Origin of the sequence: Rhizobium sp. RU33A, assembly GCF_900156055.1 — a bacterium.
In the GTDB taxonomy this organism is placed as follows: Bacteria; Pseudomonadota; Alphaproteobacteria; order Rhizobiales; family Rhizobiaceae; genus Allorhizobium.
Genome location: NZ_FTMQ01000001.1, coordinates 1126917 through 1150478, shown reverse-complemented (window position 1 = coordinate 1150478; position 23562 = coordinate 1126917). Strand labels below are relative to the sequence as shown.

The window sequence follows — 23562 nt, the reverse complement described above, 5'->3', positions numbered from 1 at the left end:
CACGATGAAGCCAAACACCCGTCATGCCCTGCTGGCCGCATCCGCGGCACTCTTCGTCGTCTTGGCGTCTCCCGTTAGCGCGGAGACCGATGTCGCTGGTGTCACTGCGGCGGTCAATCCCGATGCAAGCGCCATCGACCGCGCGGGCAAGGCGCGCCTGATCTCGCTCGGCGACCCCGTGATCCGCAATCACCGCATCGAGACCAGCGGTGCAGGCCTCGTGCAGATCCTGCTCGCCGACGGCACCTCGTTCACGGTCGGTCCGAACTCCTCCGTGGTGATCGACAGCTTCGTCTATGACCCGGAGAAGAATACGGCTGCGCTGGCGGCGACGATAAGCAAGGGGGCGCTGCGCTTCATCGGCGGCAAGGCATCGAAGGCGAGCGGCAATGTAACGATCAAGACGCCGATCGGCACGGCCGGCATTCGCGGCGCAGTGGTCGACATCAACCTCAGCGGCCAGACGTCCGACGGCCAGCCGCTGCCACCACACATGACGCTGGTCTATGGCAAGGAAGTCCAGCTCACCGGCAATGGCGCGCCGCAGCGGCTGTTCAAACAGGGCTTCTCCATCGTTGCCGGCGACGGACAGCCGCGCGTCCAGCGCACCCCGCCGCAATGGGTGAGCGGGCTGCAGCAGGTTCTCGCCGGCCGGCCTGGCCAGAGCGGTGGCGCGAGCAATGCGCCGACGGAGCAGACTGTGGCCAGCAGCCCGGTTGCTGAGAGCAATTCCGCCCAGTTGCCGTCTGAGAATGCCATCCCCGTGCCGACGCCACGTCCGGTCGTGACTGCGCCGGTCGAGGAGGTGGCGAGTGCGTCGCAGCGCGATGTCGGGACGAGGCCGCAGGTGCCGGTCAGCAACGATAATGGCAACGGCGGCGCCGACACCGAGATCGCCGTTTCCGTGCTTTCGCCGACAGGCGGTGACGGTGGCGGCTCCAGTGGGCTAAGGCTTACTGCATCACGCGGGACACTCACCCGCAAGGCCGACGGGACACTGAGCGGGACCGACGGTGACAGCAACCGCTTCACCCTGCCGGCGCTGAGCTCTACCAGCGTCTTCACCGAGCGCAACGTTTCGGCCGCGGTCAACGGCACAGCCGTGAGCGGTACGGCCTATACCGGAAGCGGTGGTTTCTTCACCTACATGCTGACGGCCGGCAACGACGATCCCAAGGCCTTTTATGTCATCGGCGGCACGCCTGCCGATGCACGGGAAACACTCTCGACCGGGGAAATCCTGTCGTATGTGCTGGAACCCGATCTGCTTGCTGCGCTGACGAATGGCAGTGGCACAACGATCCCGTTCACCGGTAGTTTCGACGCGGACAGTGACGCAGCCGTGGTGAGCGATCTCCTCGTGAGCGGGGTCAACGGCGGCGGCTCTGTTGTAGGACGCGCACTCCAAGCCTCGCTCGTCATCAGCGGCACTGGCGCCGGCCAGAAGAGTGCAATCAATATCTTCAGCGGCAGCGTCGAGTCCTTGTCCGGCGGGGGATATGGCCTCGTCGCTTCGACAGCGGGATCGAGCCGCACCGATGCAATCGAGCTCGCCGAGAACAGTCAGGGCCAGGCCGGGAGTATTGGCTCGACCGCCGGGAAGGATCACTTCCTGGGTGCGAACGGCGAGTATCTGGTGATCGGGTCGGGATCGATCGGCGCAAGAGAATTCGGCGATCCTACTCCCGTTTTTCAGGGTTACGAGCAAGTGCATGTTGCGAACCGTGACGACACGGCAACGGTTTCTGGTAGTCGCACATTCAGCGGGAATGTTGACGGCTTCTCCTCCGCCGTGATCCGGCAGTGGGGCAGCAACAATCCGACGCGCGGCACCTTCAGCCTCAACTTCGACAATGCTGCGGGCACATTCACCGGGGGCATCAGCACCGGCAGCGGCAGCTACTTCGCCGAATTCTACGGAGAGGCCGATCGATCCTATTTGTCCGACCAACTCATTGCCGGAACCAATTCAAAGGACGGCGCCTATATGGTGTCGTCTGCCGTGGCGCCAGCGAAGATCTTCAACAACAACACCAGCTCCGCCATCTGCAATGCCTGTGACTTCATGACCTGGGGCTGGTGGGGCCGCAATGTCTATGGCGAAGTCAACTACACCGTCCATCTCGGCAACTGGATCATCGGCAAACAGCCGGAGAACAGCGCCTTGCCGACCTCCGGCACCGCGACCTATAACGGCAATGCCGTCGGCACGGTCGTCAATGGCAGCGCCCAATATATCGCCACGGGGACAATGAGCTCGACGATGGATTTCGGCGCGCGGTCAGGGACGGTTTCCGTCTCCAACTATGACAGCAAGAGCTTCAGCGCCGGGGTGAACTTCGGGAGCGGCGCGGCGACTTTCAGCGGCAACATCACGACCGGCGTTGCCTCGGGCAGCGTCACCGGCGCCTTCGCCGCCAAGGGCACCGATCCCGTCAAGGGTATCATGGGCAACTTCACGGTAACGGACGGCAGCTGGGCATCGACCGGGATCTTTGCCGGCAGCACGACAGGCGTCGTTCCGTGACGAAGGCAGCCGGCGGCCTGCGACCCGAACAGGGACAAGGACGGCCGACATCGCGCCGCCTGTCTTCCTCGCAGCGTCGCAAGCTCGGCGTCGTGCTGATCGGCCTCGCCGCGCTCATGATGGTCATTCTCGGCCACGCCGCTTTCTCCTCCCAGGCCTTTCGGCTCACGGCGCTGGTCTTCGACACCTATCAGGTGATGAAACCGCGTGACGCGACTGATGCGCCGGTGGCGGTCATCGACATCGACGAAGTGTCGATCGGTAAGCTCGGACAATGGCCCTGGTCGCGCGGCACGGTGGCCGAGATGGTGACCAAGGCAAGCGGTCTTGGCGCGGCGGCCATCGGCTTCGACATCGTGTTTTCCGAGCCGGACCGGACGGCACCGGCGCGGCTTGTCGAGGCGATGCGGCGCCAGGGGATCGCCATCGACATCGGCGCCGACCTGCCGGACCCGGACGCACAGCTGGCCGAGGCCGTCGCCTTAAATGCCGTGGCGCTCGGGATCGCGCTCAGCAACGAAACCACCGCGCCGGCACCGGAGCCGAAGGCGGGATTTTCGTTTCTGGGACCCGATCCGCGGGCGCGCCTCTCGCCCTATTCAGGCGCCTTGTCCAACCTCTCCGCGTTGACCGAACGCGCAACCGCGATGGGCTATTTCTCCTTCCCGCCGACGCCTGACAACATCATCCGCACCTTTCCCCTCGTCTCCATGAGCGGCGACCGGCTCTACCCGGCCCTTTCGATCGAGGCGCTGAGGATCGCACAACAGGAGGGCTCCTTCATCCTGCGCTCCGCCGGCACGGAAGACGGCTCGGCCTTCACCGACTTGAGGGTCGGGGCGCTCGACGTGCCGCTCTCGGCCGACGGCGAGATCTGGATCTACTATTCCGGCCTTCCGAACATGCCGGTGATTTCCGCCGCCGATCTCTTCGATCCGGAGAAGGCCGAAACATTGGCAGGGCTGATCCAGGGGCGCATCCTGCTGGTCGGCACCAGCGCGGTCGGCCTTCGCGATATCGTGGCGACCCCGGTCGACCCCGCCATGCCGGGCGTCAAGGTGCATGCCGAGATCATCGACCAGATCGCCAGCGGCGTCTTCCTGCAGCGACCCGACTGGATGATCGGGGCAGAACGGGCGGCAGCTGTTATCGTCGGCTTGATCCTGCTGACGGTCCTTGCAACAGCCGCCCCGGCCATTTCGGTGGCGACGGGTATGCTGCTGGCCGGACTTGTCGCCGGTGGATCCTGGCTTGCCTTTTCCCGGGCGCTGACGCTTTTCGATCCGTTGCTGCCTATGGCTGCCCTCGGAGCAGTCTTGCTGACCGCGCTGCCGCTGCTCCTGATGCTCACCCATCGGGAGAAGCGCTTCGTGCGTGAAAGCTTCGGCCGCTATCTCTCGCCGACCCTGGTCGAACGCCTGTCTGAAAACCCGGAAGGTCTTACGCTGGGCGGTGAAGACCGCGAGCTTACCATCCTGTTCTCCGACATCAGGGGCTTCACCGGCCTCTCCGAAACGATGACGCCGACCGAGCTCACCGGGCTGCTCAACAACTTCCTGACGCCGATGACCGACGTGCTTTTGGAGCGCGAGGCGACGATCGACAAATATATAGGCGATGCGATCATGGCCTTCTGGAACGCGCCGCTCGACATTGCCGAGCATCCGCAGAAGGCGTGTCTGGCGGCGCTCGACATGGTCTCAGCGCTCGACCGGCTCAACCGCGAGAGCGGCATGAACCTCAAGATCGGCATCGGTCTCAACTCCGGCATGGCCTGTGTCGGCAATCTCGGCTCCGACCAACGCTTCAGCTATTCCTGCCTCGGCGACAGTGTCAATCTTGCGTCGCGCGTCGAGGGCATGACCAAGCTTTACGAGGTCTCGATCCTGGTGACGGAGGATGTCAGAGCGCGGACGAAAGGGCTGGTCTTCGCCGAAGTCGATCGGGTGCGCGTGGTCGGGCGGCAGGCGCCGGTGACGCTGCATGTGCTGATCGGTGTCCGCGATACGATGAGCTCGGATCAGGCTGCTCTGCTGCAAGCCCATGCGGCTTTCATCGGGGCCTGGCAGGCGGGCGATCTCGGAACCGCACGCAACCTGCTGAAGGACCTCCTGTCACTGCCGCAGAACACGCTCTCCGGCACGCACAGGCTCTACAGTGAGCGGCTCGCCATGCTGCCAGAAACCGCTCCCGAAGACTGGGATGGCGTGTTTACCGCCAGCCGCAAATAACGGTTCTCACTCGTGCAGCGATTGCACCACGCGGTTGGCAATCGTCAGCCGCTCGGCGAGCGTGGTGGCGCAGAGGCGGTGGACGAGAAGCGCCAGCTCCGGGTCTGCCTGTTCGAGATAACGCAGCTGGCGCCGGGCCAGGCGATAGACGGTCGAGGGCACTTCGGCCACGACATCTGCCGTGCGTGCGCCACCGCGATAGATGGCGATTTCGCCGAGCACGACGCCGGGCTTGACGGTTCTCAAACGCAGGCGCTTGCCGTTGGCGAGCACGGCCTCGACCTTGGCGCGACCGGTCCAGAGCAGGAAGAGATCCTCTCCCGGTTCCCCCGCCCGGATGAAGCGATCGCCCGGCTGCAGGCGGATTTCCTCCATCGAGGCGACGAGGTCCTTCAGCCGTGCGCTCGGACCAATGGTCTGGGCAAAGTAATCCTCGATATCCTGCCAGGTCTCTTCGCGACTGATGGCGGCGATCAGCCGTTCCTCGCAGCGCTCCAGGGCATGGTCGAGGTCACGTTCCCGGCCGACGGAAGGGTCGGAGACGAAATCGATGCCGTTTCTGGCCAGAGCTTGCTCGATCTCGGGCGAGAGGCTGCTGAAGACGAGCTCGACTTCGCTGCCGGCGAGCAGGTTGCGGATCTTGACGAAGGTGGCGGCCGCGGCCGCATCCATGCCGCTGACGCGGCGGAAATCGATGACGACGAAGCGCAGCGACAGGCGGCTGCGATCCTGCTGGCGGCGGCGGATCGCCTCGATGATCTGTTCCGCCGTGCCGAAGAACAGGAATTCCTGCAGTTCCAGCACCTGGACCTGCTCGCCTTCCAGCTCGATCAGGCTGTTTTCTGCCGGCGGTCGGTCGATGCTGCTCTTGCGTTCGCGTAGCGAAGCGTTGACGCGGATGACCGAGAGACGGGCATAGTTGTAGACGAAGCTGGCGATGGACAGCGCGAGACCCAGGGCCATGCCGCCCATGAAGCCGAAGGCGGCCATGCCGAGGGGAATGGCGAGGACGACCAGCCACTCCATGCGCGGCAGTTGCGTGCGTGTGCGCCACAGCCAGTCCTGGATCAGTTCGACGCCGAGTGCAATCATAAGACCGGCGGCAACGAAAGTTGGCATGGCGCCGGCCAGTTCGCCGGCAAAGGGCAGCATCAGCGCCAGCATCAGGGCAGTCGCGATACCGACGGAACGGGCCTTAGCCCCCATCCGGTTTGCGAGCAGCGTCATCGACAGGCCGGTGAAGCCGGGTGCACCGCCGAAACCGCCGGCGACGATATTGGCGATGCCGGTCGTGCGCAGTTCGGCATCGGCGTCGATCTCGTGGCGGGTCGCAACTTCAAGACCGCTGGTATTGAGAAGCAGCCCGACCATGCCGAGCAGCGCGACCGAGATGATCGCCGGCAGGGCCTGCAGGACAACAGACCAATTGGCAGTGGAAATAATTTCAAGCGGTTGCGGGAGGGCAAAGCCCGGCCCTGAGGGCATGGCAGGCAGCCATTGCATTGCCCTCGCCTGCTCGCTGTCGACCCCGATCACCGCCAGCATCGCGTAGAACAGGGCGCCGCCACCGATAAGCACCAGCGGCATGGTCAAAGGGCTCGTTGAGCGGCGCAGGGCAAAGACCATGACGATCGAGAAGACGACCGCGATATAGAGATTGGCGACCGCCTGCTGGCCCTCGGGGCGGACCAGAAGATCGACGAGGTTGCGGTCGCCGATGATCATCATGACGGCGCCCTGGATGAGCAGCCAGCCCGAGCCGGCGAGGAAACCGGCGACGACCGGATAGGGCATGAAGCGCACGAGCCGACCGAAACGGCAGAGACCGAAGAGCCAGAAGACCGCACCGGTGACCACGGCACTGGACCCGAGAATGGCAAAGGCGGTGGCGACTTTGACCTCCTCGGGGGCCAGTGCGAGCTGCAGGGTCGCAGTTGCAATCGCGGTCGCAAGGATGGCGATGCTCGCCTCCTGCACCTGTCCGATGCTTGAGGGATAGCGGCTGCGCAGCGCAATCCACAGAGCCATGACGATGCTGGACAAGAGGATGACGCCGACGCCCATGGAGAAGCCCGCAGCCAGCGGTCCGGCAAAGATCAGCGCGGCGAAGGCGATGCTGGTGCCGAGACCATCGATGCCGGCAATCAGTGCGAACAGCACGGGAGCGACATAGCGCCTTGCCGCGCTCGGAACAGGATAACGCCATGCACGCTGCCGTGGGACGACATCGACCGCGGTCTTGCGATCCGGGGCGGGCGCTGGATTGTGGATGTTCACGGCTTTTCCTGCTCTTGAAAAGGCATTCGCCGCCGGGGACGACATGCCGGCTCACCGACTGGTAGACGGCGCTGGCGTGACGGGCAACGCGACCATCCGGATCGGCCCAAACTTGGCCGGATCAGGTGCAGGAAAGGGTGGGATCGACGGGGAAAACCCGGCGGTTTCAACGGGTCGGGGCCGGAGGGGAGAACCGAAAGCTACTAGCGTTTCGCTTGCAAGACGGCGGTGCCCAGACGTTCGACGGCGCGGCGCAGGTTCTCGTTTTCGATGCCGTCCATCATCGCTTCGAGCCGGCGGGCCTTCTCACCTTCCAGCTTGCGGATGCGGGGTCTGGTAATCGCTACCGAAACAGGTTTCTGAACGATGCGCACCTGGCCGATCGCGGGATAGCCGAAGAAGCCGTTGATGCGGGCGATCAGCTCGCCCTGGGCATGGGAGAGAAAGAGCGCACGCGCGCCTTCGCATGCGACCGTGAGCACGCCCGGACGGTGACCGCCATCTTCAGGCAGATCGGAGCGGCGCGGCCAGGCGATCTTTTCGGGACGGGTACAATCGGCAAAACCTTCGCCGACGATGTCTTCCCAGGAGCCGAGCAGCGCCGTGTTGATGCCCGCACGCCTTGCCAGCACCGGGTCAACGATGCCGTTGGCGATCTCGGAAATCTGGTTTGCGCCCTTGAATGTGGCCATGGCCTCTGGGGATCCTTCACATCGGCCCTTGAACGGGCGACTGCTTTGGTCAGATATAGGCCATCCTCCCCTCTATTCGCAAATGACCGGCGTGACACTCCCCAGCAAAGCATCGACAAGACCGACGGCTCCCATGCTTCTTGCCTGGTACGACCGGCATCACCGCGAACTTCCCTGGCGCATCTCGCCTTCGGCGGCGAAGCGCGGGGTGAGGCCCGATCCCTATTGCATCTGGATGTCGGAGGTGATGCTGCAGCAGACGACGGTTGCGGCAGTGAAGGCCTACTTTGCCAAGTTCATTGCGCGATGGCCGACGGTGAAAGATCTTGCGGAAGCGCCGAACGAGGATGTCATGGCCGCCTGGGCGGGGCTTGGCTACTACGCACGCGCACGCAATCTGAAGAAATGTGCAGAAGCCGTCGCCTTTGAGCATGGCGGCGTGTTTCCCGATACCGAAGATGGTTTGCGCGCGCTTCCGGGCATTGGCGACTATACGTCGGCAGCGGTGGCGGCGATCGCCTTCAACCGGCCATCCGCTGTCATGGACGGCAATGTCGAGCGGGTGATCTCACGGCTGTTCGCTATCGAGGCGCCGCTTCCGGGATCAAAGCCGCAGATGAAGACCAAGGTTGCGGAACTGACGCCGACCGACCGACCCGGCGATTTTGCCCAGGCGATGATGGATCTGGGCGCGACGATCTGCACGCCGAAGCGGCCGGCCTGTGCACTCTGTCCGTTCAACGATGCCTGCCTGGCGCTCGCCACCGATGAGCCGGAGCGTTTTCCGGTGAAGGCGGCGAAGAAGGAGAAGCCGGTACGACTAGGGGCCGCCTTCATCGCGGTCGATCGCGACGGGCAACTTCTGTTGCGCAAGCGAGTGGACAGCGGGCTTCTCGGGGGGATGACGGAGGTGCCGACGACCGAGTGGACCTCGCGGCAGGACGGGGAAACGGGCATCGAGGCTGCCCCCTTCCCGGCCGACTGGCAGGCGGCGGGCGCGATCTCCCATGTCTTCACCCATTTCGAGCTTCGGCTCTCGATCTTCCGCGTCGGGCCGATCGACCGCCCCTCCGTCAATCACGGTTTCTGGGTGCCCGTCACCGAACTTGATGGGCAAGCGCTGCCAACTGTCATGAAGAAGGCAATTGCGGCCGCTATTCCAACCGCCTTTCCAACACTCAAGGGCTAAGACATGACCGAAATCCGCCATATCGTCTTCGACATCGGCAAGGTGCTCATCCATTACGATCCGAACCTGCCCTTTTCGCGGATCATCCCGGACGCGAACGAGCGGGCGGACTTCTTCGCCCGGGTCTGCACCCATGACTGGAACATCGAGCAGGATCGCGGCCGCAGCTGGGCCGATGCCGAAGCGTTGTTGATATCAGAGTTTCCCGAGAAGGAAGCGCATATCCGGGCCTTCCGCAAACACTGGGCCGAGATGGTGCCGCATGCCTATGACGACAGCGTTTCCATCATGACCGGGCTTATCGATTCGGGCCGGGACGTGACGATGCTGACCAACTTCGCGGCCGACACATTTGCCGAAGCGCGCAAGATGTATCCCTTCCTCAACCTGCCACGCGGCGTGACGGTGTCAGGCGAGGTGGGGCTGATCAAGCCTGACGTGGCGATCTACGAGCGGCACGCGGCGGATTTCGGGCTGTCACCAACGCATTCCGTTTTCATCGACGACAGTCTGGCGAATGTCGAAGGCGCGCGCGCTGCCGGCTGGCAGGCGGTGCATTTTACCGGAGCGGAGAAGCTGAAGGCGGATCTGGAGGGGCTGGGCGTAAAGGCCTGAGAATAAGGCGCTGGCGCGGGTGGAGTTGGCGGACCCCTGCCCGCGCCAGATCGATCCCTTGAGATCGAATGCAGTCCGATTAAGAGCTTCGGCTTGCTCGAAGCTGATCACAAGAATGTGAAGCTATTCTAATCTAAATGAAAATCGGCACCGGCGCGAGCCAGGCGCCGATCCGATGTCTTTACTCCAGGCCGCCCATGCGGCTGCGGATGATCGAGCGCAAATCGTCGATCGGCTTCAGGGCACCCTTTTCTTCGGTATGCCAGAAGGTCCAGCCATTGCAGGCATCAAGCCCTTGCACCTTGGCACCGACGCGGTGGATGGAGCCGGCCTCGCCGTTTGCCGTCAGCGTGCCATCGGCGCGGATGATGGCGGAGTGGCGGCGCTTGGCATCGGTCAGCACCTGGCCGGGCTTCACGAGGCCTGCTTCCAGCAGAACGTTGAAGGCAACGCGGGGCTCGGCCTTCTTGCCGGTCAGGACGGTCAGCTCGACCTTGCCCAGAGGCTCGACGGCTGCGATGCGGGCAGAGGCTGCATCGATGTAATCCTGCTCGCGCTCGATGCCGACGAAATGACGGCCGAGGCGCTTGGCAACGGCACCCGTCGTGCCGGAGCCGAAGAAGGGATCGAGCACGATATCGCCCGGCTTGGTCGAGGCCATGATGACACGGGCGAGAAGCGCTTCCGGCTTCTGGGTCGGATGGACCTTCTTGCCGTCATCGCCCTTCAGCCGCTCGCCACCCGAGCAGATCGGGAAGAGCCAGTCGGAGCGCATCTGGACATCGTCGTTCGACGCCTTCATCGCATCGTAGTTGAAGGTGTAGCCTTTGGCCTTCGGATCGGGCGAGGCCCAGATCATCGTCTCATGGGCGTTCTGGAAACGGCGACCCTTGAAATTCGGCATCGGGTTGGTCTTGCGCCAGACGATGTCGTTGAGGATCCAGAAATTAAGGTCCTGCAGCGTCGCGCCGACGCGGAAGATGTTGTGATAGCTGCCGATGACCCAGATCGTGCCTGTCGGCTTCAAAACGCGGCGGCAGGCGAGCAACCAGGCGCGGGTGAAGGCATCATAGGCTTCGAACGAGGCGAACTGGTCCCATTCGTCGTCGCAGGCATCGACAACCGACTGGTCGGGACGATGCAGGGCGCCGCCGAGCTGTAGGTTATACGGCGGATCGGCGAAGATGACGTCGACGGATTTGTCGGGAAGGGCTTCCAGCGCAGAAACGCAATCGCCCTTGATGATGCTGTCGACCCAGGCAAGCGGGTCGGACGAACGGCGGAGTTCGGCAATCGGGAATACAGAAGCCATCGGTTACTCACTCTTACGCTGACGCAGCACGGGATGTGAGGCTTATGGTTACCGAAGTTGGTTACTGAAGGGTGAAGAGGGGGTGAGAATTTGTGTGGGGGCGGGATGGGGGAACGATTGGGAGTACACCACTTGAAAGCAACCATCGCGCGAGTTAGCGTTTCAAACCCAACGGCCCCCACTCAAAGTATCCGCTATTGCCACTCTAGAGGCTCGACAGAGAGGCGGCATTGCCGTATAGGAACTCATGCAGACCGTCATCCAGACGCAGACTTTTCTGGTGCAGGCGAAGCGATGCGGCCTTTCCGACGACGAACTGCAAGACATTTTGGCCGTCATCGCAGCCGATCCAGAAGGCGGAGATCTGATGCCGGGAACGGGTGGAGCGCGAAAGCTGCGGCATGCACGCGAGGGCCATGGCAAACGCGGCGGTTTTCGGACCATCCACTATTTCGGCGGTGGAGACATTCCGGTGTTCGCCCTTGCTATCTATGGGAAGAACGACAAGGGCAACATCTCGAAGGCCGAACAGAACGAATTGGCGCGCATCCTTCCCAGGCTGGCCGATGCCTACAGACAGAGAAAGACCAGAGCATGAGCTTCGGAAAGGAGCTGATCCAGAGCGCGGAGGAGGCGCTTGCGATTGCCGAGGGACGTGCCGAGCCTGCGGCTGTCTTCGTGCCCGAAACGATCGACGTGGCAGCGATCCGCAAACGCCTCAAGCTTTCGCAGGCGGAGTTTGCGCGGCGCTACGGCCTACCAGCAGGCACCATCAAGGACTGGGAGCAGAAGCGTCGCCAGCCTGACCGGGCTGCACTGGTGCTGCTGAAGGTGATTGACCAGGCGCCCGAGATGGTTGCGCAGGCGCTGCAGACCCGGGCCTAGGCCGGGGACACCTGGACGGCGAAGGCTACTGCGGTGCATGAGACGTCTGCCGCGCGCCTCATCCGACGCTTACCCGCCACCTTCTCCCCGTTGGGGAGAAGAGGGCCGCTACTGTCCCGCATCCCAGGCCTTCACCACCGCCTTCTTGGCCTGCGCCCGCCAGACGCGGGTGAGATTTTCCCGCGCCCATTCGATATCGAGGCGGTCCGGGCGGGCGAGCACCAGTCGATGCGGGCGGTGGTGGTCGGTGGTGAAGAAGGTGTCGGGGGCCATCTCGATCAGGTGGTCGCGCTCTTCATAGGGGACCTTGAAGACCGGGCAGTCATGGGTTGGGTTCCAGAACAGCATGGCCTTGCCGTTGACCTTGAAGGACACGGCACCCCAGGAGGTCATTTCCTCCGTGGTCGGCAGGGCAAGGATGATCTGGCGGAGCGTGTCGAGCGTGATCATGGCGGGGCCTCCGGACGGGAAGTCTGCCAGAGGTTTCGGGACGTGTCATCAAGTCCAGATACGCCCCTCATCCGCCCTTCAGGCACCCTCTCCCCGCGAGCGGGGAGAAGGAGACGGTGCCAGCCTCAGGGGGCAACACGCACACTCAGATATCCGCCGTCTGCGACATGATCGCAAAGGCCCGACCATTCACAGCCGGAACAGGCAGTGCGGATCTCGCCGGTGGCGAAGGTTTTTCTGAGACGCGCAAGCAGAGCAGCGGAGGGCGTTATGCGAGCACCCGGCGGAAGCGGGCTGCCGAGGAGACGGGCGACGGCGTCTGCTGCCGCCCGGTCCCGCTCTATGACGCTCGCCCCATGGCAGTGAGCCCCGGGATCTGCGGTGAGCGGGCCGCAGATATCGTCCGGCCCCGCCACCAGCTCGATCTCCTCGCCGGCCGAAAGACGGGCGGCAATCGCCTCGTAATTCTCAACGAAGGGGGGCGAATAGCCCTTGCCGACATAGGTCAGCATGCAGAGCAGATGATGGGCGCGGAGCCGGACGGTCATGCGTGCTTCAGTCTGTTGTCAGAGGCTTACAGGTCGACCGGTTGCGTCTTGCGGCGGGCCAGCGCCATCAGCAGGGCGGCGGCGAGTGCGGATTTCAGCACGGCCCCCAGGATGAAGGGCGTGACGCCGAGAGCCAAGCCCTTTTCGGCACCGATGAGATAGCCAAGCCAGGCACCGCCAATCACCAGGCACAGGATGTTGGCGGAGAGATGGGCGAGGAAGCTCTTGAACATATGGCTACCCGTCCAGTCCTTTTCGGCGAGGAAGCCTGCGAGCGCTGCGATGATCGGGAAGGCGAGGAGATAGCCGGCCGTCGGGCCGACGAAGGGTGCGAGACCGCCAGCACCATTGGCGAGAACCGGCAGGCCCATCATTGCCTCGCCAAGCCAGGCAAGCACGGTCAGCGCGCCGAGGCGCCAGCCATAGAGCACGCCGATCATGGTGATGGCGAGGGTCTGCAGGGTGATCGGCACCGGCACCATGGGCACGGAGATTTGCGAGGCGAGTGCAAGCACGCCTGTGCCGATGAGGAGAAGCGCGGCCTGAATGGGAAGCGAGCGGTATGAAATGCCAAGCGGATCGAAACCGCGGCCAGCGGGTGCCAGAATGGTCGTCATGGGCAATCTCCATTTTATAGATAATTTGATGCGACAGAGAATCTTTTATCTATGGCATCGGACACTGCCAAGGTGGCGGATTGAGGAATCTTGGGGCAAATTGCCAAACTGGGGATTGGATTTGCTGATCGCGGCGCGATCTGGCGGCAGCCTTTCATTTTTATCTATAATTTTATATTGAGGGATAGCACCTTGCCCCTCACCCTACCCTCCCCCTGAGGGGCCTGCGCCAGCAGGCCTAGAAGGGCGAGGCCACGGAGGAGCCACCCGCCCTCGTCCTTCGAGGGGAGCATTCGCTCCCGCCTCAGGATGAGGCTGGGCAATTGGCTACGTCGCCCACACCCTCCCCTTGAGGGGGAGGGTCGGACCGAAGGTCCGGGGTGGGGTGGGGCGATCGCGACGTTTGTCGGAAACCAAGACGACACCGCAAGACTTGAAAATGTGGGAAGTGGGATAGGTCAGCGAGGTCACCCCACCCGCCGCTTTGCGGCGACCTCCCCCTCAAGGGGAGGTGGGAGTTTAACCGACGATGGCGAAGCCTTCGGTCTCGGCGCGGCCAGGCACCGGCATGGGGGCGCGGCCGATCCATTGGACGTGGCGCTCGAGGATGCGAGCGGCTTCCGCTGCATCGCCGGATTTCAGGGCCTCGAGAATGGCGCGGTGGTCGTGGTCGGTGCGGGCTTCCCAGGTGGCGCGCCAGGCGACGAAGAGGAAGCGGGCGGAGACGGCGTGCAGGTCGTCGATGACGGACATGAGCCGCGGCATGCCGCAGGTGGAGACGATCAGACGGTGGAAGCGGCGGTTCGCCTCCTCCCAGGTACGGACATCCTTGGCGTTGTCGGCATCGGTGGCGGCCTGTTCGGCAGCGGCCAGCACCTCTGGCGTCAGGCTTGGGGCGGCGTGGCGGAGTGCCAGCACCTCGAGGGCGGCCCGCATCTCGGCGACTTCGCGCACCTGTTTCAGGTCGAAACTTGCGACGCGGACGCCGCGACGGGGAATGCTGACGACGAGGCCTTGGGCTTCCAGCCGGCGGAAGGCCTCTCGGACCGGCACATGGCTTGCGCCAAACTCCTCGGCGATATGATCCTGGGCCAGACGCGAGCCGGGCACGAGTTCGCCATGGATAATGCGCTCCGCAAGCGCGCGGCTGATGCGGCTAACAATCGTATCCTCTGGAGAATCTTCCGGCTTTTTCGGCATGGGTATCTGCATAGTCAGCGGCTGCCGGCTTGTCGAGGGAGTGGCCGCGCGCGGGTCAGTCAAGCGCCCGCAAGATCGCCTGCCAATCCTGCCGACTGCCGAGAATGCGCAGGATCGTCACCTGCCCTTCGAGATCGAGATAAACGAGCAGATGGCTTCGAAAGGGATATATCCGCGCTGGCGGCGTGAACTCGAGACGCTGGCGATGCAGCGCTGGAGACTAGGCTACTCGCTCGGAGGCCAGGACGAGTTCGTCGAGATAATGATCAGCCCGGTCGGGGGGCCACGTTTCAGCGCCATAAGCTCAGATTCTTTCCAGGTCGCGCACGGCTTCAGGCGCAAGGTTGTAGCGGGCGCTAGCGGGCGCCATGGCTCTCGCGCATCCGCCGCTTGAAGGCCTCGGGATCAAAGGGCTCCGGCGGGCCGCTTTCGATCCCACTGGTGATGGCGGCCTGAAGCTGGTCGAAGGCTGTGAGACGCTCCTGGTCCTTGCGGATCAGGTCCCGGATATAGTCGCTGGCATTGCCATACCGACCGCTCTCGGCCTGACGCTCGACCCAGGCCTTCATCGGATCGGGAAGGGATACGTTCATCGTTGCCATGGTCTGCCTCCAGTCATGCGACCAAGATGGCGGTGATGGCAAAGTTTGTCAAAATCTTCCCCTCACCCATGCCGTGCGCGGCTGTCCTCCGGGGCCTCGGCACGATCCTCAAGGCCGTAGTCGCGGAGCACTTGGGCGACGCGGAGGCGATAGGCGGCGAAGACGCCGCCGCGGCCGGCGGCCTGGGCGGCGCGGTGTTCTTCCGTGTCGCGCCAGCGGCGCACGGCTTCTTCGTCGCGCCAGAAGGAGAGTGACAGGAGCTTGCCGCGGGTCGTCAGGCTTTCGAAGCGCTCGACGGACAGGAGGCCGCCATCGCTTCCAGATGGTCACGAAGCTCGCCGGCGAGATCGAGATAGCGGTGGCGCTCGCCGATGAAGGGGATCACCTCGAAGATGACGGCGATCACGGCTGCACCTTGAAAGACGGAGGATGGGAGACGTTCTTCAGGAAGAGCCGGTCTTCCTCCAGGATGAAGCGGGCGTTTTTCGCGAAGTCGTAATTGGCCTTGCCGAGCGGATCGGCGGCGAGCCTTGCACGGTAGGCCTCGTAAGCCGCGAGGTTTTCGATGTTGTAGATGCCATAGGCCGTGGTCGCTGACCCCTCATGCGGGGCGAAATAGCCGATGAGATCGGCTCCGCAGCGCGGGATCGCCTCGCCCCAATTGCGGGCATAGGTGGCGAAGTCGTCTCGGCCGAAGGGGTCGATGCGATAGCGGATGATGCAGGTAATCATGGAGGGCTCCTCGTGGTTGACGAGGTGGGTCTTGCCACGGTGCCGACGGCTGATGCTTCGATCGCGGTCGAAGTCTCGCTAGCGCTTTCCATGCTTCATAGTTCGACCGGGATCGAAGCATTGGCTACACTCGACATGCAGACTGCGGTCACCCCAAGGAGACGAACATGGCGGAAGGGCCTGACATCGCGCGGATTGCCTCGTTGATCGGTGACCCCGCGCGCTCGAACATGCTGCTGGCATTGCTCGGTGGTCAGGCGCTGACGGCAACGGAGCTTGCGGGGGCGGCGGGCGTGACATTGCAGACGGCGAGTTCGCATCTCTCCAAGCTCGAAGAGGGCGGACTGCTTGCCCAGCGCAAACAGGGCCGGCATCGCTATTTCGCGCTGGCCGATGGCCATGTCGGGGCGATGATCGAGAGCCTGATGAGCTTTTCGGCGACGCGCGGCCATCTGCGCCATCGCGCAGGTCCGAAAGAGCCGGAGCTGCGCAAGGCGCGGATCTGCTACGACCATCTGGCCGGCGATTATGGCGTGCGCATGCTGGACAGCCTGATCGCGCAAGGGGCGATACGCGCCGAGGATGAGGCGCTGACGCTGACTGGTGAAGGCGAGGCGATGCTGGAATCCCGGGGCCTTGATATCGGCAGCCTGAGGGCGAAGCGACGGCCGCTCTGCCGGGCCTGCCTGGACTGGAGCGAGCGTCGGACGCATCTTGCTGGATCGCTGGGAGCGGCGTTGCTGACGCACTTCCTTGACCGTAGACTTGCGCGACGGGTGGAGGAGAGCCGAATCATCCGGTTCTCCGGCGAGGGAGAACGGCGGTTTCTGGCGATGTTTCCGGCAGCGGACTGAACGGACACAATTCGCACCCACCGGCGTTGGAGGGGGCATTGCTGCCCCCCCTGCCCCAGTTGCTCAGAGATCTTCGATGAATTCGACTTCACCACTGGCGATGTCATAGACGGCAGCCACGACTTTCACAGCGCCCGAGGACACGAGTTCACTGACGATATGGCTTTCTTCGGCTATTCGGCGGGCGCCGGATATCGCGTTGAGGCGGACCGTCTCGGCAACAAGCCTCTCGCCCTTGTCCTTGGCGGAGAGCACGACGGGCAGGATCGGCTGAACCATCTTGCCAATCGAGCCGCCGGGTACCGCACCCTTTGTGACTTCATCGCAGGCGGCGGTAACGGCGCCGCATTTGCTGTGGCCCATAACGACGACCAGCGGCGACTTCAGATGTTCCGTTCCGTATTCGATCGTGCCGAGCGCACCGGTATCGAGCACGTTGCCGGCATTGCGGATGACGAAGAGTTCGCCGAGCGTCGAGCCGCCGAAGACCAGTTCAGGGCTGACGCGACTGTCCGAGCAGGTGAGGATCGTGGCCCAGGGTTTCTGGCCGCCGGCCAGTTCGCCGCGGATCGCTACAAGGTTGGAGGCGCAGGCTTCAGCATCCTCGACGAAACGCCTGTTTCCTTGCTTCAAGCGCGCCAGCGCTTCTTCCGGCGTCGTCACGGTTAAACTAGCAGGCGCCGTGGCGGCGGCGCGCGCGGGCGCGCTGCCGATGAGGGCGGCCGTGGTCAGACCGACGCCGGCGAGCTTGAAGAGATTGCGACGGTTGAGGCCTTGCGTTTCGCATTCCTGGCACATGCTGGATGTCCTGTTGATGACGGGGTGGCCGGACGGCCGAGGGCAAGCTCGCTCGCCGATCCCGGCGAAATTGTGATATGTCAATATTATGATCTATAATTAATCTTTCGCGCCTCAGAGGTTGCGGGAATCCGTTCCGATTGCATCCAGAAGGCGCTTTCAAAACAAACCGACCATATGGTATGTTTTTTTGGATTGTGACCCAAGGATATGTTTGTCATGAGCCCCGCCCTCACCGCCTATGGCGCGCTTGCCGCCGCGATCGTACTTGAAGTCATCGGCACAACGTTGCTGCAGAAGTCGGAGCAGTTCACCAAGCTTCTGCCGACGACTGGCATGGTGATGTTCTATGTCGCCTCCTTCTACCTCTTGTCGCAGGCACTGAAGGGCATGCCGCTCGGCATCGCCTATGCGATGTGGGGCGGGCTTGGCATCGTGCTGACCGCGCTGATCAGCGTGTTCTACCTCAAGCAGAGCCTGGATCTTCCGGCGCTTGCGGGTATCGGCTTGATCGTTGCCGGCGTCATCGTGATGAACACGCTGTCGAATACGGTCTCGCACTGATGGCGGCCTCTCCCTCGCGCGGAGACAAAACGCTTTCCGCGCATCACCGGAAGAAACAGCCGGAGCAGGTGCGCCGGGCTTTGCTGGACTGTGCGGCCCAGATCGCCGCCGAACAGGGATCGTCGGCCATCACGATCCAGGCGGTCGCCGGGCGGGCCGGCGTGACCAAGGGCGGACTGCTGCATCATTTCGACAGCAAGCAGGCGCTGTTGGCCGCCGTTTTCAAGGATCTTCTCGACAAGATGGATCAGGAAATCGACCGGACTCTGGCGGATGATCGCGCGTCGCGCGGGCGCTTCACGCGCGCCTATGTGCGTGCCTGCTTCTCCGACCGGCTGCTGGGCGACCGCAGCCTCTGGGGTGCACTCTCGGTTGCGATCGTCTCGGAGCCGGCCTTACGTGCTCTCTGGTCCGCCTGGCTCGACGGACGCATGGCACGGCATGCCGAGACGGATGGCGATCCAAGGCTCGTTGCCGTGCGGCTTGCAGCCGACGGGGTGTGGCTTGCGGACATGATGGAGAAGGACGGCGGGCTCAAGCGCTACCCTCAGGATTTCGAGGTCGTGTTGCTCGCGATGACTGAGGCTTGAAACTCGACGGCCGTGCGATCTTCAGCACGGCAGCCCTGCATGACGCATGATTGTCCTCGCCCTTCCGATCGTGTAGGGAGCCACTTTCCCTGGACCACATGACGGATGTTTCCATGAGCGGCTTCGACCTCACCCTTTTCGATTGCGACGGCGTGCTCGTCGATTCCGAGATCATCGCGGCCAAGGTCGAATCGAAGCTTCTGACGGAAGCGGGCTATCCGATTTCGGTCGAGGAGATGGGCGAGCGCTTCGCCGGAATGACCTGGAAGAACATTCTGCTGTCGATCGAGAAGGAGATCGACATTCCGCTGTCGGCCAGCATGATCGACAAGTCGGAACAGTTGCTCGACCAGAAGCTCGCCCGCGAGGTGAAGGCGATCGAAGGCGTCCAGTATGCCCTCGCTCGTCTGGCCGGCCCGCGCTGCATCTGCTCGAACTCGTCCTCGCATCGCCTCGACATGATGCTGACCAAGGTCGGCCTCAAGGAACACTTCGCGCCGCATATCTATTCGGCCAAGGATCTCGGTGCTGACAGGGTGAAGCCGAAGCCGGACATCTTCCTGCATGGCGCGGCACAGTTCAATGTCAGCCCGTCCAAGTGCATCGTCATTGAAGACTCCGTGCACGGCGTGCATGCGGCACGCGAGGCCGGCATGCGCGTCATCGGCTTTACCGGTGCGTCGCACACCTATTCCTCGCATGCCGACCGACTGACGGATGCGGGTGCTGAGACCGTGATTGCCCGCATGCAGGATCTGCCGGGCGTTATCTCCGCCATGGCGGAATGGGAAGGCGTGTTCTAACTCTCTGACGTGCGGCCGGCTCAGGTCTTGATGGTCAGGGCGCCTGGCAAAATTTCCGCGACGAATCCGCCGCCGATAGGCATTTCGCCGTCGATTTCTACTGGGAAACGCTGGGGCTCCCGCGGGCGAACTTCGACGCGTGTCGCTTTGTGGAAGCTGAGGAGCGGATGGCCGATGTGACCAGCCTTATGCAGGCGTCCCAGTAAATTCAGAAGGCCGAGCACCTTTTCCTCGCGCATCACGGCCACCTCGAACTTGCCATCGGCGACATCAGCATCAGGGGTGATGTGCATGCCACCGCCGAACCAGGCGCCATTGGCAATTGCGACCAGCGCCAGCCGTCCCTGATGCACCAGCATGCCATCGATCAACACTTCGAAATCATAGGGACGGTAGCGCAGGATCGCGAGTGCCGAATGGACGAGGAAGCGGACGGGACCGTTCAAGATGCGTCTGCGTCCGGGCGCATTCACAGCATCGACGATTTCGCCGGAAATGCCGACACTGGCGATATTGGCGAAGTGGCGGCGCTGCTCGTTTCCAGCAGCATTGCGGCTGACCAGCAGCCCGGCATCGATCTTGCGAACAGGGGCCCTGGCGACATGCTCCGCAAGGGCAACCGGATCGCTCGGTAGCTTGAAGTTTCGGATGAAATCGCAGCCCGTGCCGATCGGCAGGAAGGCGAGCGGCATCTCGGGCCGCAACGAGGTCAGGACGCCGTCGACGACGTCGCTGATCGTGCCGTCACCGCCGGCCACCACAACAACGTCGTAAGGCCCCACTGCCAGCTCGCGGGCGAGCCTCCTCGCGTCCCCGCTGGAGCGGCTTTCATGGATTTCCAGATCGGGGAACCGATGGCGGAAGGCGGCAAGCAAGGGCGCCCATTGCTTCTGGCCCGCTCGGCCGCCCGCAATGGGATTTCTCACGACAGCAATTTTCAACAAGGCCTCCCCGGGGACACCGCCTTGGTGCCCCACTCCCTCTCAATGCCAGCGCGTGCATCCCGAGGGGGCAGGCATGCTCCGCCATGTGGCTTGCACGCTAGCATCCGCCGAGCAGAGAGAGCAAGGCGAGGCACCGGACCGGGCCGATGCCTTGCACAACATGAGAAAGACGTGATCAGCCCCGCTGATGCCGGTGGGTGGAGGCAATGTGTCGATCGGTCAGACGGGCGTTGCCAAAGAGCTTTTGCCGCAGCGGCCCTTCGCGGTATTCGGTCTTGTAGAGACCTTTCTCCTGCAGGCGTGGAACGACCAGCTCGATGATGTCGTCGAAGCATTCCGGCACGACCGTGCGCGACAGGTTGAAGCCGTCGACGCCGGTGTCCTCGACCCAATCGACCAACCAGTCGACGACCTGATCGGCGGAGGCGACCAGAGGCGGCTGACGACTGCCGAGCACCATCTGCTCGATCAGCTTGCGCTTGGTCCATTGCGGGCCGGCGGCGCGATCCATCGCCTTGATGTTGGAGGTGATCGCCTGGCTCTTGCCCGTCTCGACCGGCTCGTCCATGTCGAACTTGTCGAAGTCGATGCCCATGGAGGCGGCCGCATGGGTGAGCGCGGCCTCCGAGCTGACATACTGGCGATAGTCCTCGAACTTGTCGCGAGCCTCCTTTTCTGTGCGGCCGGTGACGATGGTGGCACCAAGGAAGACCTTGATGTCGTCCCCCTGCCGCCCCAAGCCCTCGGCACGTGCCCGGATGTCGGAGACGATCTCGCGCACGCCCTCCTTCTTCTGGCCGTTGACGAAGACGCATTCAGCGTGGGTTGCGGCGAACTGTCGGCCACGCGGTGAGGAGCCAGCCTGATAGAGAACTGGCGTGCGCTGCGGCGAGGGTTCACAGAGGTGATAGGCATCGACCTTGTATTGGCGTCCATGATGATGGACGGGATGGACACGGTCCGGTTCGGCATAGACCTTTGCCGCCTTGTCGGCCACCACGGCTCCGTCCTCCCAGCTCCCTTCGAGCAGCTTGTAGATCACCTCCATGTATTCGTCGGCGAGGTCATAGCGATCATCGTGAGCCATCTGGCCGTCGAGGCCTATGGCCCGTGCGGCGCTGTCGAGATAGCCGGTCACGATGTTCCAGCCGATTCGGCCACCGGTCAGATGATCGAGCGTCGCCATGCGGCGGGCAAAGAGGAAGGGCTGTTCGTAAGTGAGATTGGCCGTGACGCCGAAGCCGAGATGGCGAGTGGCCGCGGCCATGGCTGGAACCAGCATCATCGGATCATTGACCGGCACCTGCACGGCACCGCGAAGTGCTGGCGCCGGTGTGCCGCTCAGAACGTCGTAAATGCCGACGACATCGGCGAGGAAGATACCGTCGAACAGGCCCGCCTCCAGGCGCTTGGCGTAGTCGGTCCAGTAGGCGAGGCTCGTATACTCCATGGAGCGGTCGCGCGGGTGGCTCCAGAGCCCCTGCTGGATATGCCCGATGCAATTCATGTCGAAGGCGTTGAAACGGATCTCGCGTGCCATGCTGGGTTTGTCCCTCCAAGAGTTCGACAGGCGGCGACTTGTGGATGTGCCGTCATCTATCGTATGTTCCCGTCCACTATAGAAGACGCTGCCGGATCGTTTGGCAAGAGGGCGAGATAATGAACACGGTGCATGGAAACCAAGTTCACGACGAAGACCGCCAGGCGCGGGCGATCGCCGAGCGGATCCGGCTTGAGCGGGAAACGCGCGGCTGGTCGCTTGCCGAACTCGCGGCGCGTTCGGGCGTCTCCAAGGCAATGATCAGCAAGGTGGAGCGTTGCGAGGCGAGCCCGACGGCGACCGTGCTCGGCCGCCTCTCCGGCGCCTTCGGCCTGCCGCTCTCGGTTCTTCTCGCTCTTGCCGAACGCGAGGGGGATCGACTGGCGCGCCGCGACGAGCAGCCGCTCTGGATCGATCCGGATACGGGCTATACGCGACGGACGCTTTCCCCTGGAAACGGAGGCCAGCTTGAACTGTTGGAAGTGGTTTTGCCCCCCGGTGTCCGGGTGCCCTACCCGGCCTCTGCCTTCAGCTTCCAGCACCAGCAGATCTACGTGCTCGAAGGCCGCCTCGACTTCATCGAGGGCACACGCAGCCATCAGCTTTCGAAGGGTGACTGCCTGCAACTCGGCGCGCCCAGCGATTGCGTGTTCATCAACTCCAGCGATCAAGCAATCCGCTACCTGGTGGCCCTGACGCGGCGAGGATAGGCGCCGATCTCCAGATCCGGCGCCATCCTCGGGAGCTTACTTCTTCTTCGGCTGTTCGAAGCCGATGGTGACGCGGGCCGTGCCGGAGATATTGCCGGGAACCGTTGCCGCCTTGCTGTAGATGAACTGTGTCGGCTGGTTCACGTCGGCGAGCGTCACGGCATACTGCTCGACTTCGTTGAACACTTCCTGCCCGCCATCCACGACGGTGACGCGTACCGGCAGATTGATCGTGCCAGCCTTGCCCTGCGGGCCTGCGACGAGGCGACCCTGAACCAGCGCGTTGATCGTCAACGATGTTTCGGTCCGGGCGCAGGAGCGCGTTGTGTCGGCGAGCGAGGCCTGCAAGATGACCTGTTCGGCATCGCCGTCCTTGCCGCGCGCATAGGTACGATAGGAGGCGGTGCCGTCACTCAGGGAAATCTGCGGGCAAAAGCCCTGCACGAAAGCCTGCTGGCCGCTTGCAGTGGCCGGCGTTGCGGCGGCCGGCTCTGACGAGGAAAGGCCGAGGCTACTGCCGAGACCACCGGCATTGCAGCCCGAAAGAACCATCATCAGCGAAACGGCGACAACACCGCGCGACACGTTTACAGACACGAGACTTCACCTTCCGCATGCTCGGCCCAAGGCCGAAAAACAGTCAAACTTGAGGCTTTTCAGCGCCCTCGCGGATGGTCTATACCAGCGGCCACGACAAAAATCGATTGGGTAGCCGGCAATTTGCTTCAATTTTCGATGGACCTTCGAGAGCCGGCAGGAGTCTCCACATCAGCGCGTGCATGCACGACTGCCGGGCTTGCGAAATCCTGGCCGGTGCACTGGCGCAAATGGGCAAACCTCTTTATCCGAAACGCCATAGGTTTGACGGCGGCTTCGGCTCCG

General features: G+C 63.3%; 24 protein-coding genes and 1 pseudogene. 11 read left to right on the top strand and 14 right to left on the bottom strand.

Annotated elements, in window-relative coordinates:
* Positions 1–4: 4 nt before the first annotated feature.
* Together BW978_RS05605 and BW978_RS05600 are read left to right on the top strand one after the other, a co-directional pair.
* Entirely contained in the window at positions 5–2527 is a 2523-nt protein-coding gene (locus BW978_RS05605) for a FecR family protein (protein ID WP_076392920.1), read from the top strand.
* A complete protein-coding gene (locus tag BW978_RS05600) occupies positions 2524–4758 on the top strand; it encodes a CHASE2 domain-containing protein (protein ID WP_083697488.1) in 2235 nt (744 codons plus the stop codon). Before BW978_RS05605 ends, BW978_RS05600 begins: the two co-directional genes overlap by 4 nt.
* A 6-nt stretch (positions 4759–4764) precedes the next feature.
* On the opposite strand, the gene BW978_RS05595 is transcribed toward BW978_RS05600, so the two are convergent.
* Positions 4765–7035: a SulP family inorganic anion transporter gene (locus BW978_RS05595; protein WP_175616845.1), complete on the bottom strand. Its 2271-nt coding sequence runs from the start codon at positions 7033–7035 to the stop codon at positions 4765–4767.
* Between the two features lie 203 nt (positions 7036–7238).
* Positions 7239–7727, bottom strand: a complete 489-nt coding sequence (locus BW978_RS05590; RefSeq protein WP_076392918.1) for a DUF721 domain-containing protein — start codon at positions 7725–7727, stop codon at positions 7239–7241.
* 82 nt (positions 7728–7809) lie between these two features.
* Here BW978_RS05590 and mutY point away from each other — a divergent pair, with 82 nt between their 5' ends.
* Both mutY and BW978_RS05580 read left to right on the top strand, forming a co-directional pair.
* Complete coding sequence (mutY, locus tag BW978_RS05585) at positions 7810–8916, top strand: A/G-specific adenine glycosylase (protein WP_076392916.1); 1107 nt, start codon at positions 7810–7812, stop codon at positions 8914–8916.
* 3 nt (positions 8917–8919) lie between these two features.
* Positions 8920–9531 (top strand): HAD family hydrolase, encoded by a 612-nt coding sequence (locus BW978_RS05580; protein WP_076392914.1) that lies wholly within the window; start codon positions 8920–8922, stop codon positions 9529–9531.
* 181 nt (positions 9532–9712) lie between these two features.
* Here BW978_RS05580 and BW978_RS05575 read toward each other — a convergent pair whose 3' ends face one another.
* Positions 9713–10843 (bottom strand): site-specific DNA-methyltransferase, encoded by a 1131-nt coding sequence (locus tag BW978_RS05575; protein ID WP_076392913.1) that lies wholly within the window; start codon positions 10841–10843, stop codon positions 9713–9715.
* Positions 10844–11090: 247 nt separating this feature from the next.
* Between BW978_RS05575 and BW978_RS05570 the strand changes: the two genes are divergently transcribed.
* Together BW978_RS05570 and nadS are read left to right on the top strand one after the other, a co-directional pair.
* Complete coding sequence (locus tag BW978_RS05570; RefSeq protein ID WP_076392911.1) at positions 11091–11441, top strand: type II toxin-antitoxin system RelE/ParE family toxin; 351 nt, start codon at positions 11091–11093, stop codon at positions 11439–11441.
* A complete protein-coding gene (gene nadS / locus BW978_RS05565) occupies positions 11438–11728 on the top strand; it encodes a NadS family protein (RefSeq protein WP_076392909.1) in 291 nt (96 codons plus the stop codon). The genes BW978_RS05570 and nadS overlap by 4 nt, the downstream gene beginning before the upstream one ends.
* 108 nt (positions 11729–11836) lie before the next feature.
* Here nadS and BW978_RS05560 read toward each other — a convergent pair whose 3' ends face one another.
* The 7 genes and pseudogenes from BW978_RS05560 to BW978_RS05525 all read right to left on the bottom strand — a co-directional run bounded on the left by BW978_RS05560 (position 11837) and on the right by BW978_RS05525 (position 15877).
* Positions 11837–12178: an MmcQ/YjbR family DNA-binding protein gene (locus BW978_RS05560; RefSeq protein ID WP_076392907.1), complete on the bottom strand. Its 342-nt coding sequence runs from the start codon at positions 12176–12178 to the stop codon at positions 11837–11839.
* Between the two features lie 125 nt (positions 12179–12303).
* Positions 12304–12726, bottom strand: coding sequence for a DUF1284 domain-containing protein (locus tag BW978_RS05555; protein WP_076392905.1), 423 nt, complete (start codon positions 12724–12726; stop codon positions 12304–12306).
* Positions 12727–12752: 26 nt separating this feature from the next.
* Positions 12753–13343 (bottom strand): biotin transporter BioY, encoded by a 591-nt coding sequence (locus BW978_RS05550; RefSeq protein WP_076392903.1) that lies wholly within the window; start codon positions 13341–13343, stop codon positions 12753–12755.
* A 519-nt stretch (positions 13344–13862) separates the two neighbouring features.
* The gene (locus BW978_RS05545) at positions 13863–14543 is read right to left on the bottom strand and encodes a GntR family transcriptional regulator (protein WP_076392901.1); all 681 of its coding nucleotides are present in this window, start codon (positions 14541–14543) and stop codon (positions 13863–13865) included.
* 356 nt (positions 14544–14899) lie between these two features.
* Positions 14900–15145: a type II toxin-antitoxin system ParD family antitoxin gene (locus BW978_RS05535; protein ID WP_076392899.1), complete on the bottom strand. Its 246-nt coding sequence runs from the start codon at positions 15143–15145 to the stop codon at positions 14900–14902.
* A 62-nt stretch (positions 15146–15207) separates the two neighbouring features.
* Positions 15208–15551: pseudogene (locus tag BW978_RS05530) on the bottom strand (antibiotic biosynthesis monooxygenase).
* A complete protein-coding gene (locus tag BW978_RS05525; protein ID WP_076392897.1) occupies positions 15548–15877 on the bottom strand; it encodes an NIPSNAP family protein in 330 nt (109 codons plus the stop codon). The pseudogene BW978_RS05530 and the gene BW978_RS05525 overlap by 4 nt, the downstream one beginning before the upstream one ends.
* A 167-nt stretch (positions 15878–16044) precedes the next feature.
* Between BW978_RS05525 and BW978_RS05520 the strand changes: the two genes are divergently transcribed.
* On the top strand, positions 16045–16731 hold the full coding sequence (locus BW978_RS05520; RefSeq protein WP_076392895.1) for an ArsR/SmtB family transcription factor: 687 nt from the start codon (positions 16045–16047) through the stop codon (positions 16729–16731).
* A 63-nt stretch (positions 16732–16794) separates the two neighbouring features.
* Here the strand turns inward: BW978_RS05520 and BW978_RS05515 are convergent, their stop codons facing one another.
* A complete protein-coding gene (locus tag BW978_RS05515) occupies positions 16795–17529 on the bottom strand; it encodes a carbonic anhydrase (RefSeq protein WP_076392893.1) in 735 nt (244 codons plus the stop codon).
* Between the two features lie 219 nt (positions 17530–17748).
* On the opposite strand from BW978_RS05515, the gene BW978_RS05510 reads away from it, so the two are divergent.
* The 3 genes from BW978_RS05510 to BW978_RS05500 all read left to right on the top strand — a co-directional run bounded on the left by BW978_RS05510 (position 17749) and on the right by BW978_RS05500 (position 19486).
* On the top strand, positions 17749–18093 hold the full coding sequence (locus BW978_RS05510) for a DMT family transporter (protein ID WP_076393250.1): 345 nt from the start codon (positions 17749–17751) through the stop codon (positions 18091–18093).
* Positions 18093–18683 (top strand): TetR/AcrR family transcriptional regulator, encoded by a 591-nt coding sequence (locus tag BW978_RS05505; protein WP_076392891.1) that lies wholly within the window; start codon positions 18093–18095, stop codon positions 18681–18683. The genes BW978_RS05510 and BW978_RS05505 overlap by 1 nt, the downstream gene beginning before the upstream one ends.
* Before the next feature lie 113 nt (positions 18684–18796).
* Positions 18797–19486, top strand: coding sequence for an HAD family hydrolase (locus BW978_RS05500; RefSeq protein WP_076393249.1), 690 nt, complete (start codon positions 18797–18799; stop codon positions 19484–19486).
* Positions 19487–19506: 20 nt separating this feature from the next.
* On the opposite strand, the gene BW978_RS05495 is transcribed toward BW978_RS05500, so the two are convergent.
* A complete protein-coding gene (locus BW978_RS05495; protein WP_076392889.1) occupies positions 19507–20427 on the bottom strand; it encodes a diacylglycerol/lipid kinase family protein in 921 nt (306 codons plus the stop codon).
* 178 nt (positions 20428–20605) lie between these two features.
* A complete protein-coding gene (locus BW978_RS05490; protein ID WP_076392887.1) occupies positions 20606–21970 on the bottom strand; it encodes an LLM class flavin-dependent oxidoreductase in 1365 nt (454 codons plus the stop codon).
* A gap of 119 nt (positions 21971–22089) precedes the next feature.
* On the opposite strand from BW978_RS05490, the gene BW978_RS05485 reads away from it, so the two are divergent.
* Positions 22090–22680 carry a helix-turn-helix domain-containing protein gene (locus tag BW978_RS05485; RefSeq protein WP_076392885.1) on the top strand — a complete coding sequence of 197 codons (591 nt, stop codon included), beginning with the start codon at positions 22090–22092 and terminating at the stop codon, positions 22678–22680.
* A 36-nt stretch (positions 22681–22716) separates the two neighbouring features.
* Here BW978_RS05485 and BW978_RS05480 read toward each other — a convergent pair whose 3' ends face one another.
* A complete protein-coding gene (locus BW978_RS05480) occupies positions 22717–23277 on the bottom strand; it encodes a hypothetical protein (RefSeq protein ID WP_076392883.1) in 561 nt (186 codons plus the stop codon).
* Between the last annotated feature and the right edge of the window lie 285 nt (positions 23278–23562).